Source organism: Bacillus sp. 1A (assembly GCF_052682215.1).
The window spans coordinates 156,682-169,667 of record NZ_JBQYLZ010000001.1 but is presented as its reverse complement, the minus strand read 5'-3'; the positions used below and the strand labels follow the sequence as shown (position 1 = coordinate 169,667).

Below are 12,986 nucleotides of genomic sequence, written 5' to 3'. Positions count from 1 at the left end.
GATATACACGTATCTCGGCTGTACCCCATGGCCATCAAGCTAATATTTTTAACTACCCCCATTATGAAAATTTTATATCTTTGTAAATTTTATTTTTTCGCAACTAAAGGACAAATAAAAAAGGTCCTTAACAATTTGTTAAGGACTGCGGAATAAAACCACAATTTGGGTTAAAACCCAATCAGTTTGTTGAAAATAAATTGCGATTATGATAGCAATTGTATTCCCAAAAGCAATGTTTCAAATGAATTTTAGCATACCTGTAACTATATTGGTATCAATAAAATATGGATTGGATTACAAATAGTGGTTTCGAATATTAAAAAAAGTTTAAAAGTTAATTACTTCTCATGAAAAAACGTTAAGAAGAACTTGTAGCGATAAATTTTTAGAGGAAGCATCCATAGCGGATGCTTTTTCTTTACTATATAAAATTTATATAATAAATGAGAAGTTAACTAAATGGACAATTGAACACGGAACTCATCCATCATACCTCACACATTGATTCATAACTAAAATATTTTAAACAAACGTCTGTTTAATTTTTCTATACCTAATTTTTTCATCACATAAATAAAAAAACCTCCATTTACATATATATAGGAATTACAATATGAAATTCATTTTCTTATAGTTAATTAATTCTAACTATAAATATATGCCTTTATATAAGAATCCTACATTCTTCTCTATTTACCTATACTTATATTTTTCATGATTTATTATGTTATAGATGTTGATTAAAAGTATTTTGTGCAAAACAAATAATTGGTATTTTTAGGGATTAGTAACCCGCCGCAACATCTCGTTTTCTAAATTTACATAATTTTCAAAAATGGAATCTTAAATAATTACAATTTGTTATATAATGGAATCAAACCATATACAAGATGGTTTCCCCGATTTGCATAATGAGATATTTTGTGTGTCCTGTGTATTGGCTGCAACCTCAAAAAGAACTTGTAGGGTTCCTACAAGTTCTTTTTGCTTGTCTAAATATACGCTTTTGTTTATGTTGGTAAATAATTAAGGTGCTTCTAATTATATTATTCTTCAAAAAAGGCATTTCAGTGTTTGGTTTTTATGAATTTACATCGAGAGAAGCAATCTATTTCAAGTATCTATATTGCCTTATATAAATAAATTTTCCAAGCGGATGTGTTTGATGTAAATATTTTTTCAAGGGATAAATTGTTTTCTACTGTATTTTCAATAGGGACGGCAGAAAATATGTAACGACCATCCATTTTTTTGAAGTGTTCTATATTTAGTTCTACATTTCTTAAGCGTTTGTTTGATTTTTTTGTAAACATATAGTGTTTTCCAAGTTCATCGATGAAAATATAACAGCGGCCACCCCATTCGTCAAAATACGTACGAATCGTTTTATTCTTCGCTAGTTCCTTCTCGATTATTTTTCGAAATTCATATTTATATGATAGAGGATAAAAATTATTATATGTATCAAGTGTGTAGAATCCATTGTACTGAGCGATAGCAGGATGTAAACCAATACTAGCGACACGGTACTGTTCCAAAGGTAAATCGATATACTCTTTTATCTCCTGGAATTGTTCTTCTGCAAAAAACTCCTTTACTGAAGGTTTATTTTTAAAAATAAGTTCCTCATTAAAAAAGCTTAACAAAATAATTTGAGCTACCACAAAACCTATTGCAGCGTGTCTCCATATTTTCCCTTGTAACCATAAAACTTTTAATCCAAGAGCGAATAAAACATAGATAACTAACGGGTGTAAAAAATGATAACGTGCAAAATTAAATGTATCTAAAATGTGAAAACGTTTTGTTAATGGAAGCCAACCTTTATAAAACCAAAAAGCATACCAAATTGACAAAGCTATGTTAAACCAGAACAAAAAAACAAAGATTTTTTCTTGCTTCCATTGTTTCTTAGTAATAATAAAATACAACGCAATAAGTATGATAGGTAAAATAACAAATGTATGGACTGTCATGACATGGGTATGTCCTAAAAGAAAATTTTTCATTGTGAGGCGAAGAGACCGCCATAACGATAATCTTGCATGAAAATATTCATCTCTACTGTTAGGTGCAGTAGATAAAAAAAAGGAAGATACTAAGCGATATTCTACAATCATGTAAATGAGCGTCATATAAATAATTGAAAAAAGAAAACGAAAGTTCCATTCTTTTTTTATTACTAATTCCATTAACCAAAGGATCCCCATGCCGCTCAAAAAATAGAAAAAACCTAAAACAATACTCGAATATAGAGGAATAAGAGTAAGTACGAAATAGTTCTTCCATGATCTTTTTCCTTTTCGAATATTTAAAAATGCCCAAAGTGCAAGAGGCATTCCAAGAGTACTAAGCATTCCTGACGGCCAGAAAGGAGTAAGAGCAAAAGCTAATGAAACTCCTACTGAAATGACCCTCCATTCCTCTCTAGGTAAAAAATGTTGTTTTAAAAGAACATACATCCCTATAAACGCAACCACTCTTGTAATCGTTTGACTCAATGCATACGCAACCATACTTGGAAAAAAAGCATACAACCAAACAATACCACTAAATTCCGTACTAAATGCGTTTCTTGACAATCGATTGTTTATCACCTGTGGAATTGTAGCATCAATCGGACCTATTATCTCTCCGCTCCTTGCCAAAACCTTATACCAGGACAAATTGGAATCAAGATTATCATGAACGCGAATATGCGCATTTTCTCCAAGAATAAATAAAGGAGACAAATAAAGAATGAGTATGATTGCTGCAAAAACAAGTAACTTTATTTCTTTGTTATTCTGGTTTAAAAACATTGATCGCACCTCAAGAAATTTTAAAAAACTTATTTATAAAATTTCCCAAACGAAAGAAATTATCCCTGGGTTAATAAGGTGTTGTGGTGTTGTTTTTTTATTTCGATTAGTTTTATAAAAAAGAAAAGTCTTAACAATTAAGTGAATCAAAGACTAGATTGCAGTCATTATTTAATCTAAATAAAGAAAAGAATTATGGCAGTGAAATACACGTGCTACAATTCTTTTAGTATATTTAAGATCTATTTATTTTGCCCTTATTGTATACAGCTATATCCTCTTCTATATTCACAGTCTCTTTTACAACATAAATTGGTCGATTCTTACTTTCGTCATAAATACGAGCAATATATTGACCGACAATACCAATACCAAGACCAAGCAGTTGCACACCACTGAAGAATGTGATAGCGACCATAAGAGAAGCCCATCCAGTTTGGATGTCTTGTCCAATAATTTTAACAATAACTGAGTATATTAAAACTACAAATGATAATTTGCAGTTTTTTGTATAAATCAATGATTACTTTAAGGATGTATTAGGGATCACCATTTCAAAAAAGAAGATTGTACGTTTAGACATAAATTAACCGGTTCCCTGTAAAATAAAGAACCGGCTATCTATTTACTGTTGTTTTGATGGGATTTTTGTCTTGTAATGGTGATGATTATTAGTTTGATTACCATGTCTCTTTTGGTTGTTAGGTGTAATTTCATCAGCAAATTCCATATTTGCTAAGTTTATTTTAGGTTGAATAAATGTTCTTGTTTTATTTTGAAAACCTTGAAACGTATGTTTTATCGGTCTCATCATACTTGAATTACGTGTTGCTAATAACCCTAAAACTGTTCCTAATCCTAGTAAAGAAGCCCAAATCCATCCTTTATTTTTCTTCTTTTTATTTCCGAATAACTCAAGCATTTTTTGGATTATTTTTCCGGAATTCAATGATGACATCAAGAAGTTAAGAATATTCATTTTTATCCCCCCCCTGTAAAAAATCGTAAAAAGAAACACTAGGTTCAATTCCACATAATTTATGATGCGATATTTTATAGAAATTTATGATGCCAACTTATACTAATAATTCTTGATTTTTAAGCCGGACCCCCTAATGTTACCTAAGTGTTTTTATCAAAACATTCACAATGGTTTTATGAAAAATTAAAAAAGGAAATGAAAAGCTATGTATTATTGGATTGGAATTTTATAAATTCTTTTTTAATAGCCGGTTATGTAATGTTGAAAGGATGAGCAACGTAAGAATCGAACCTACTAAGGTAAGTGACATATCCCATTGCGCATCCCATATATCACCTTGCATACCTAAAAAGTCTTTTGCCCCTTTTCCTCCCTTTGCTAGTTGAAAAGCTAACCATTCAATAATTTCGTATAATGCAGCGATGGCAAGTGAAATACTTATACTAATCGTAACTAACCAAGGGCCTTCAGTTAGTTGGGTTTTCCGTAATAAGATTTCTCTTATCACAATGGTAAACAAGCCTTTTATCAAATGTCCAAATCGATCGTAGTGATTTCGTTTTAAATCAAAAACATCTTGTATCCAATTAAAAAGAGGCACCTCTGAGTATGTGTAATGTCCACCGACAAACATTGTAATAGATAATATTGTAATAATCATATAAGAGAGAGTGGTGAGACGAAACTTATTATACATTGCAATTATAATGAATAGACCGCAAATGGCAGGAATAGCCTCCGCTGCCCATGTTGAGTATTTTGCAGGATTAATAACAGACCATATACAAACGGCCATAACAACCAATAATAACAATAAGTGAATCACTGCACGTTTGTTTCTTATCACTTTTTTCACTCCTATTGAAAGTATTTTAGCTTACAGTATTTGAAAAAGCACAATTTCGTATACAGAGTAATTATGATTGTTAACTCTATTTTCCATTTTAAGGTAGTCTTACAGATATCCAAGAATCCTAGTTTTTCGATAATTAGATTTAATTCTAATTGGATGTATAGGAAAAAAATACTGAAAAAACTTCAGCATATTCTCTTTTTAAAAGTAGATGATAATAGCATAAATATTTAACTGAAAGGAGCAATAATTTCGTGAAGAAAAGAAAATATTTACTTGCTTTTATGTCTACTGTTTTATCTGTAGGTTTGTTATGTGGTTGCAATGGCGTTGATGAAGATGAGCCAGATCCAACAGAAGAACCTTCTGAAGAAATTCGAGAAAATAATAATCAATAATAGGATATAATATAAGATTTATCATTAACGTACTGTTAGCTCATAAATATAAAATAGCCTAATTGAAGTAGAACAATATATATAGTGATTTAATGGAATAGAACAAGCAGAAACACCTCTTACTATCGAATTTAATTAAATTCGATAGTAAGAGGTGTTTTTAGTTATATAGTAGTATTTCGAAACTCGTATATTTTTTGTTCTTTTTAATGATCAACATTCTACCATGCTATTTTATTATCATGATTGTACAACAAGAATTTTAATATAGACGCTATATGTCTTTCATTGTTTAAAGATGATTGTTCATACATAATTTTCTGAATTCGTATAATATTTCTTGGACATGTCGATAATGGGTATGGAATGAAAGGATGATAAACATGAAGTGGCTTGTAATTGGGATCGGGATTCTTTTATTGATTATTTTGTTTATGTTATTTTTGAAAATATCTTTGAAAGTTACTTTCTTATATACAGAAATAGAAAAACAATGTTTACTGCAAGTGAAAATATGGAAATTTAAATATACGTTTGATGTGTTAGAAAGAATAGAAAAGCAGCAAAAAAAGACTGGACAAAAAATTGAAAAAGCAGAAGAAGAGGGCGGTATTGAAAATAAAGTAATGGCACAGATTGATAGTATTGGAGAGATAGTAAAAAAGTTGCAAGAGATTCATTCTGTACTAAAAAAAAATCTGAAAAAAGTTAAAATCAATCAATGGAGATGGCATTCACAAATTGGAACAGGGGACGCAGCTAGTACTGGAATCATAACAGGTTTTGCGTGGTCAATAAAAGGAATGGTTGTCGGAGTTGCTGGAGAATATATGCATATTATTGATATACCAGAGCTTGAAATTACGCCTGTATTTCAAGGGAAAGGTTTTGCATCTAGGTGCGAATTAACAGCGTCATTTCATATTTATCGTTCGATAATAACGGTATTTATGTTATTTATGTTCATGAAAAAGCAACAATCCGTTAGCACAGAAGAATCGGTTCAGACATAAAGGCTGACAATGAAAAAAGAATTTTATTTATTTCGTTCAACCTCAGCAAATTTTTAAGTGATTTTTAGTTATTTACATGCCATTTTTATTCTTATATTTTGCCTATACAACATTTATGCGAGGTACAGGAAATTCTAAAACACCATTTTATTTCTTAATTATTAGTACAGCTTTAAATATGATTTTATTACCTATTTTAATTTTTGGCTGGCTAGGAATGCCGAAGTTTGATGTGTATGGGACCGCTTATGCTTCTGTTATCTCAACAATTGTAACATTTGTTGTTACGCTTATTTATTTAAAGAAGAATCATCTACTGCAATTAGATGAGACAGTACGAAAATATCTTCGTATGGATTTGGATTTATTAAAACTATTATTAAGTCTTGGGATTCCAGCGAGTATTAATATGATACATGTTTCGTTAAAAGAAATATCTTGGATATTGGTATGTTTAACAGCAGCTAGAAGAAAAGGTATGTTTAGCAGTACCATGTATTGTTTGAAAAACTGAATACTAGTTTGTTTTACATATTTTCAGAAAAACTACACATCCTATTTATAAGTCCTTTTAATTATTGACTTCACTCTTTTTGTAATGAGAAAGCAACTTATCACAATTGACTGACTCATTAACCCCACATACAGGCAAAGATTCTTTGCCTGTCATATTTGTATATCTTTTTTGATTTGACTCATACTATTCATGAATCCCTTTACCAATACGAGTCATGTTGATATTTTCCTCTCTTTAGGACAAGCGGTTAGCTTGTCCTATTTGCGTTTCGAGCAATATTTTTATGTGTCTTTTCCTCATTCACTAAATTTTATTTGTTAGTATTAAAAATAAAAATTGGAACATTATAAAAATGTTCCGCACTATTATGTGGGTACAAAAGGAGGATATAAAATGGACAAACGAACTGAGAAAAAAGTTGAAGCTGTAGCACGTAAAGCTGCTGATTTAGAAGTTTCACAAGAATTAACTAGTCTTAAAAATCAAATTCAACAGTTGCAACACTCGTTATCTCAAGCATCTCAAGGCCAACAGATGGGCGGTCAACAAATGGGTGGACAACAAGGCTTACAGCAAGCCAATCAACTGATGCAACAACTGCAACAATTTAGCCAACAATCTCAACAACAAATGCAACAGGCTGATCAACAATTACAGCAAACTATTCAACAAGCAATTCAAACACTAAACCAAGGATTACAGTATTTACAGTCTAATCAAACATTAAGCCAAATAAATCAAGCCATTTCTCAAGCTCAATCGCAAGTTGATCAAATGGGCGGTCAACAAGGCCAACAAATGGGCGGTCAACAAGGTCAACAAATGGGCGGTCAACAAGGCCAACAAATGGGCGGTCAACAAGGCCAACAAATGGGTGGACAACAAGGCCAGCAAATGGGCGGTCAACAAGATCAACAATTAGGTGGTCAACAGCAATTTCACTAAGAAAGTTCTTAGTGATTTAAGCAACAATAAATTTTTCATATCTTATATAACAGTAAGCAAACTCCAATTTCTTTTTGTTAGTTATTATTAAGATTCAATAAATAGCAATACAAATTTTTGAAAGAGCACTTGTCATAGTGCTCTTATTTTTTATTGGTCCAGAAAATGATTAATCAAAGAGCGTTTCTAGCCAGTCTTATTAATTGCCTCCGTATGCTACCTTTTTAAGTGTTTCAAAAGGTAAACGCTGTGGAATATGTTTATTGTTTATAGGTCTAAAATGAGTTTTACAAAACATACAAAATGTTAAACTTATAAAACCCAGTGATATCAGTATGTGTGCATGAGATCACTGGGTTTTTATTTGGATATTTAATGGTGTGTTTTACAAATTATAAAAAGATATAAACTTAGTTTTACTTTTTAAATATTATCCGTCCTAAAAAATGACCAATGTTCATAAAGGTACGACTTTCTGGACACTTAATATTAACAAAAGTAATAAATTTCAGATGAATAAGGATGCAATATAGCATCCCTTCGGTCAAGTTCTACTATTTAGTTGTCAGGAAAGAGTTTCTTTGCACTTCCGCCAAGAGTGTTAAAAGCATCAAGTATCTTGTCTTGTTCATCGACTGTTAAGGATTCAAAGATTTGATTTATTTTTTCTTCATCTAGCTCAGTATGCTGCTTTAACGCATCTTGTCCTTTTGTCGTTAGAGAGACAATCACTTGCCGTTCATCTTTTGCATTTCTTTTCTTAATAACATACCCTTTCTTTTCAAGTCTTTGAACATGTTCTGAAGTGGTATTGTGTGATAGTGCCATTACCTTAGAAAGAAAGTGTATGGTCACATCTTCGTTTTTACTGACGATTTGAAGAAAACGAATATTTTGATGTGTAAGTACCTCTTTATAATTGTAATGCAAACTATAGTAAATATCTGTCCATGCTTTATTTAGTTTCTGTGCTATCATATGTACCCTCCCTTTATATCGTGTGAAACGAAATATTATGACAATTACAGTAAAATGTCAAATGTTAAGTATGTCCATCCTATGTAATGTCCTAAAGAAGTTGTTTTCTTTTATTTATTGGAAATAGTTAGAATTTTTATTTGACAGCGCATTAAGTTTAGGTTATTATATCGTATGTAGCGATATAAATTGATTTATCAGTAATTTACCGGATGTTTATATCGTATTCAACGATGTAAATCCGAGGAGATAACTCTTTTTTTAGGTATTTATATCGTATCCTACGATTTAAAAAGGGGGAAACATGGAAAAACTTTATATTCTTAAAAACCGAACGTTTTTATCTTTCTTTATTGCGTCACTTATCACTATGTTTGGAGAAGGGATCTTTAGTTTAGCTAGCATTGTTATTATCTCTAAGAGCACAGAATCTGTTATGTCGATTGGTTATATGCTTATCATCACAATGTTGCCTTCTGTATTTCTAGCTCCCATAGTTGGGGTGGTAATTGATCGATTTAATAAAGCTAAGATTGCAGTTGCATGCAATATAGCTAGGTTTTTATTCATTGCAATGGTGCCGTTATTGAGCTATTTAGGAATCTCATCCTTATTTGTAGTTTACGCTTCAATTTTTCTAAGCTACATCGTGTGGTATATACTGGGACCTACCGCGGAAAGCATGATTAAAGTCATGCTGGAAAAGGACCAATATATGCAAGGGACTTCTCTCACACAAGCCTCATGGCAGGTGGGACTTATGAGTTCAGCTATCTTAGCAGGTCTATTACTTAAACATCTAGGAACAAATTTTACTCTTTTGTTTACCAGTCTTGTCTACCTTTTAGGTGCTTTTCTATACTTTAGGCTATGTAAGCATTATGTAGAAGAACAGCATGTGTCTGCTAAGAATACTGGTTATCGGAATTATTTCAAAGACATTACAGTTGGATGGAAATATTTCATAAAAAATAAAGGTTTGCTATGTCTTGGGCTTGCTGCTTGTGTTGCTACTCCTTTCTTCAGTTCCATTAATATCTTAATTGCTCCGTTTAACTCGAATATATTACATGGAAATGAGTTTACATTGGGGTTAATCGATAGTGCAGCAGGCATTGGTAGCTTCATCTCAGTAGCCTTCTGTTTATGGCTGTCAGCGCGAAACGGCTCTGCATATTACTTAATGCTTTCATTTTTAATGCTAGGCGGATTTACCATTTTATTTAGTACATCTAGTCGGTACTCCGAGGCCTTTATTTTGTACATAATCATTGGTTTTTTTGTAGGAAATGTAAAAGTGCTATCTAAGTCACTCGTATATAAGTACGTAGACCAACTCTTTGTAGGAAGAGTCATGACTTTAATTTCTATGCTAGGACTCATACTTGGTATCGTAGCATCTATCGCTATAGGATATCTCGGTGAGCGTAATATTGTACAAGCATATTATGCAGTAGGGATTTGCTTGGCTATTCCTATTGTATTAACGGCACTCGGCATACTTAGCATTAAAAAGCAAGGTGAGGGTAGTGAAGGAGATGAAATTGTAATTTCCAAAGTATAAACAATATGTAATCACTATACGTGTTAGCAGTATCAATATCTTTAATAACAATACAGACCATGAGAAAAATGAAAACTATGGAGAGTGAATTTAAATGATTGATTTAAGAAGCGATACTCTAACTACACCATCAGAGATAATGAAACAAGCAATGTTTGAAGCACAAATGGGAGATGACTGCTATGGCGAAGACGAAAGTGTGAATATGCTGGAAGCATATTGTAAAGAGCTATTTCAAGTCGAAGGAGCATTATTTATCCCAAGCGGGACTATGTCAAATCAATTAGCTATAAGAAGTCAAGTAGAGGAAGGAAATGAGATAATTACTGAGGTCAATTATCATATTTCCTTCTATGAGAGTGCTTCAACCGTCATGTTAAATAGAGTGGTACTAAATACTACGAAGACATCCGATGGCTTATTGACGGCTGATATTGTTGAAGAATTAATCCATGCTAAACCACGTGGTTACTTATATGCCCAGCCTCAATTAGTAAGTATAGAAAACACAATTAATTATTACCAGGGGCGGACTTTCCCCTTAGAAATCATTAGAGAGCTAAGAGAATGCACTCAGCAGTATAATTTGGCCCTTCATATGGATGGTGCAAGGTTATTTAATGCTCATATGGCAACAGGGGTTCCCTTAAGTACATATGCTCAAAATGTAGATACATTTACAGTGTGTTTTGCAAAAGGGCTAGGTGCTCCGTTCGGTTCCATGTTAATGGGAACTCATGAGGCTATTTGTAAAGCGAAGAAGTACCGTAAACAGTTTGGTGGCGGCTTGCATCAAATAGGAATATATGCACGTGCAGCCCATTATGCCATGGAGAACAACATGGTTAGACTTCGTGAGGATCACAGACTAACAAAATTATTAGCACGTTGCCTTAACAGTCATGACGCAATACATATAGCCGAAGATCAAGTCGAAACCAACATACTATTCATTGATATTAGTAATCTTGGGATCACTTCTGAGATATTTGCAGAACGCTGTAAGCAAAAAGGAATATTAGTGTTCCCATGGTTGCCAAATATAGTACGAGCAGTCGTACATCAGCACATTACAGAAGTTGATATCACTCTAGCAGCTGGAGTAATTAAAAATGTTTTTCAAGAAGCCCTTAACACAGCTCCTAATCCGATTCTCAAGGAACTCTGTTACGCCTAAAATTATCAAATATTAAAGGAGATTAAGTAGAATGAAAAATATCTTATTTATTGAAACAAATACAACTGGAACTGGTGCAAAGGCAATGAAAATCGCTCAAAGGAAGGGATATCAAGTCCATTTTTGGACCAGCGATATTAAACAATATGATGCAATAAAAGTGAATAATCCTTTAGATATTGCGGATGAGATCCTAACGATAGACACATACGACGTTGAAAAGATGATGTCTAAAATCTCAGATGAAAATTATATATTTGATGGCGTGTTAGCATTTGATGACTATCACCTAATACCGGCAACACAAATTGCTCAGAATTTACAGCTGACAGCTACCGATTTACATGCTTTAAAATTAGTTAGATATAAGCATCTCATGAGAGAGTATTTCAATAAGAGAGATCAAGACCTATTATTTAAGCAACCTGGATTTGCATTAGTTGATCCAGATACGAATCAAGATAACATAGATATCAAGTTCCCTTGCGTATTAAAGCCTGTAGACGATAGTGGAAGCAATGGAGTATCTATCTGTAATAGTAAGGATGATCTCAAGCGCGCTTTAGAAGTTGAAATGGTAAGGAATATTAACGAAAGAGGATATAGCTTAGAGAGAAAATGGTTAATTGAAGAATTTATACAGGGGGCAGAGTATTCCGCAGAGATGTTACACACTTCAGAAGGCTGGAAGCTCATTTCAGTAACTCAAAAAGACATTTATGGCATCCATGCAGTGGAAAGCGGTCATGTGACTTCAAAAGATTTAAGTCCCATTAAAAATCTTGAAGAGTATTGTGTTCAATTGTTGTCCGAATTTAACCTGCAATCTGGGGCCGCGCATATAGAATTTATTGTAAAAGATGATGATCCTTATTTAGTGGAAATTAATCCAAGGTTGGCGGGTGACTGTATTCCAGACTTAGTTGAAATGGCTACTGGAGTGGATATGGTAGAAGCTGTTCTAGATCAAGCAGTTGGAATGCCAATTCATATCGAATTGCAGCGATCTAAATCTGCTGCTATACAATTTTGCATCCCGGAGCAATTAGGCACCTATGTAGGGGTACACAACGTAGAACAAGCGGAGAGTGTGACTGGGGTAGCAAAGATTCATACTGTTAATCTTCCTTTTCATGTAGAGAAAGTTTCTAGTAGTTACCATAGGCTCGGGTATGTCATAAGTGAAGGTGATACACCAATTGAAGCTTCTATATCAGCGAAACAAGCAGTAAGCTTAATTCAATATACTGTTCAGCAAGAAAATGTAATCTAATTCAGGGAAGGGAACATAACATGAATATTGTAGAGACACCAATGAGGCTCTTTCCCTTTATATGTCATAAAGCTACGACTTAAACAAACTCTGGTATGGATAATTTATGAGACATCTGGCTGAGAGACCAGTCAATGTGGTCTTTTTTTTAAAAGGAATGATTACTAGATAGAATTAAAAATAGGCTATTCTTTTTGCACAACCCTGCAAAAGGAATAGCTTATATAGGGGTACAGCCGAGATAGTGTATATCTGGGGTTCAGCCGAGATACGTGTAAAACTAGGTCATAATGATACATTATTTACCAATCGTTAATTATCAAGGGATGTTTGTAATAAAAATGAACTCTTTTGAAACATAACGAAAAGAAGAACCCTGTCAGAGTATGCTTTTGTAAAATTGGAAAATCTTATTCACTACATATACGGTTATCTCCGAGAGAAGTCCAAAAAAAGCCATTCAGATAGATATAAATATAAAA

The 12,986-nt window shown here is 32.8% G+C and carries 10 protein-coding genes and 2 pseudogenes; 7 read left to right on the top strand and 5 right to left on the bottom strand.

The features are described 5' to 3' along the window. Positions 1-1,124: 1,124 nt before the first annotated feature. The 4 genes and pseudogenes from ACUN0F_RS00900 to ACUN0F_RS00885 form a co-directional block, all read right to left on the bottom strand. Positions 1,125-2,804 carry a DUF6044 family protein gene (locus ACUN0F_RS00900; RefSeq protein ID WP_445539015.1) on the bottom strand — a complete coding sequence of 560 codons (1,680 nt, stop codon included), beginning with the start codon at positions 2,802-2,804 and terminating at the stop codon, positions 1,125-1,127. A gap of 235 nt (positions 2,805-3,039) precedes the next feature. Further along, a pseudogene (locus ACUN0F_RS00895) lies at positions 3,040-3,300 on the bottom strand (glycosyltransferase); the annotation flags it as partial. Positions 3,301-3,429: 129 nt separating this feature from the next. Beyond that, positions 3,430-3,783 (bottom strand): hypothetical protein, encoded by a 354-nt coding sequence (locus tag ACUN0F_RS00890; protein WP_445539014.1) that lies wholly within the window; start codon positions 3,781-3,783, stop codon positions 3,430-3,432. Positions 3,784-4,012: 229 nt separating this feature from the next. Next, complete coding sequence (locus ACUN0F_RS00885) at positions 4,013-4,633, bottom strand: DUF2238 domain-containing protein (protein ID WP_445539013.1); 621 nt, start codon at positions 4,631-4,633, stop codon at positions 4,013-4,015. 260 nt (positions 4,634-4,893) lie between these two features. Between ACUN0F_RS00885 and ACUN0F_RS00880 the strand changes: the two genes are divergently transcribed. The 4 genes and pseudogenes from ACUN0F_RS00880 (at position 4,894) to ACUN0F_RS00865 (ending at position 7,512) form a co-directional block, all read left to right on the top strand. Next, positions 4,894-5,037 carry a hypothetical protein gene (locus ACUN0F_RS00880; RefSeq protein WP_000746489.1) on the top strand — a complete coding sequence of 48 codons (144 nt, stop codon included), beginning with the start codon at positions 4,894-4,896 and terminating at the stop codon, positions 5,035-5,037. Positions 5,038-5,411: 374 nt separating this feature from the next. Next, positions 5,412-6,050: a DUF2953 domain-containing protein gene (locus tag ACUN0F_RS00875; protein ID WP_445539012.1), complete on the top strand. Its 639-nt coding sequence runs from the start codon at positions 5,412-5,414 to the stop codon at positions 6,048-6,050. A 64-nt stretch (positions 6,051-6,114) separates the two neighbouring features. Next, positions 6,115-6,495 (top strand): annotated as a pseudogene (locus ACUN0F_RS00870) (lipid II flippase MurJ); the annotation flags it as partial. Positions 6,496-6,960: 465 nt separating this feature from the next. Continuing rightward, positions 6,961-7,512 (top strand): hypothetical protein, encoded by a 552-nt coding sequence (locus ACUN0F_RS00865; RefSeq protein ID WP_445539011.1) that lies wholly within the window; start codon positions 6,961-6,963, stop codon positions 7,510-7,512. A gap of 558 nt (positions 7,513-8,070) precedes the next feature. Here the strand turns inward: ACUN0F_RS00865 and ACUN0F_RS00860 are convergent. Then, complete coding sequence (locus tag ACUN0F_RS00860) at positions 8,071-8,490, bottom strand: MarR family winged helix-turn-helix transcriptional regulator (protein WP_445539010.1); 420 nt, start codon at positions 8,488-8,490, stop codon at positions 8,071-8,073. Between the two features lie 304 nt (positions 8,491-8,794). On the opposite strand from ACUN0F_RS00860, the gene ACUN0F_RS00855 reads away from it, so the two are divergent. The 3 genes from ACUN0F_RS00855 to ACUN0F_RS00845 all read left to right on the top strand — a co-directional run bounded on the left by ACUN0F_RS00855 (position 8,795) and on the right by ACUN0F_RS00845 (position 12,504). Beyond that, positions 8,795-10,054 (top strand): MFS transporter, encoded by a 1,260-nt coding sequence (locus ACUN0F_RS00855; protein ID WP_445539009.1) that lies wholly within the window; start codon positions 8,795-8,797, stop codon positions 10,052-10,054. A 94-nt stretch (positions 10,055-10,148) separates the two neighbouring features. Next, positions 10,149-11,231: a threonine aldolase family protein gene (locus ACUN0F_RS00850; RefSeq protein ID WP_445539008.1), complete on the top strand. Its 1,083-nt coding sequence runs from the start codon at positions 10,149-10,151 to the stop codon at positions 11,229-11,231. Positions 11,232-11,262: 31 nt separating this feature from the next. Then, positions 11,263-12,504 carry an ATP-grasp domain-containing protein gene (locus ACUN0F_RS00845; protein ID WP_445539007.1) on the top strand — a complete coding sequence of 414 codons (1,242 nt, stop codon included), beginning with the start codon at positions 11,263-11,265 and terminating at the stop codon, positions 12,502-12,504. Positions 12,505-12,986 lie beyond the last annotated feature (482 nt).

Bases quoted from the DNA above. Each gene is read 5' to 3' on its own strand.
- ACUN0F_RS00875 (WP_445539012.1), top strand. From the start codon at position 5,412: ATGATAAACATGAAGTGGCTTGTAATTGGGATCGGGATTCTTTTATTG.
- ACUN0F_RS00850 (WP_445539008.1), top strand. From the start codon at position 10,149: ATGATTGATTTAAGAAGCGATACTCTAACTACACCATCAGAGATAATG.
- ACUN0F_RS00890 (WP_445539014.1), bottom strand. From the start codon at position 3,783: ATGAATATTCTTAACTTCTTGATGTCATCATTGAATTCCGGAAAAATA.
- ACUN0F_RS00900 (WP_445539015.1), bottom strand. From the start codon at position 2,804: ATGTTTTTAAACCAGAATAACAAAGAAATAAAGTTACTTGTTTTTGCA.
- ACUN0F_RS00865 (WP_445539011.1), top strand. From the start codon at position 6,961: ATGGACAAACGAACTGAGAAAAAAGTTGAAGCTGTAGCACGTAAAGCT.
- ACUN0F_RS00855 (WP_445539009.1), top strand. From the start codon at position 8,795: ATGGAAAAACTTTATATTCTTAAAAACCGAACGTTTTTATCTTTCTTT.
- ACUN0F_RS00845 (WP_445539007.1), top strand. From the start codon at position 11,263: ATGAAAAATATCTTATTTATTGAAACAAATACAACTGGAACTGGTGCA.
- ACUN0F_RS00860 (WP_445539010.1), bottom strand. From the start codon at position 8,490: ATGATAGCACAGAAACTAAATAAAGCATGGACAGATATTTACTATAGT.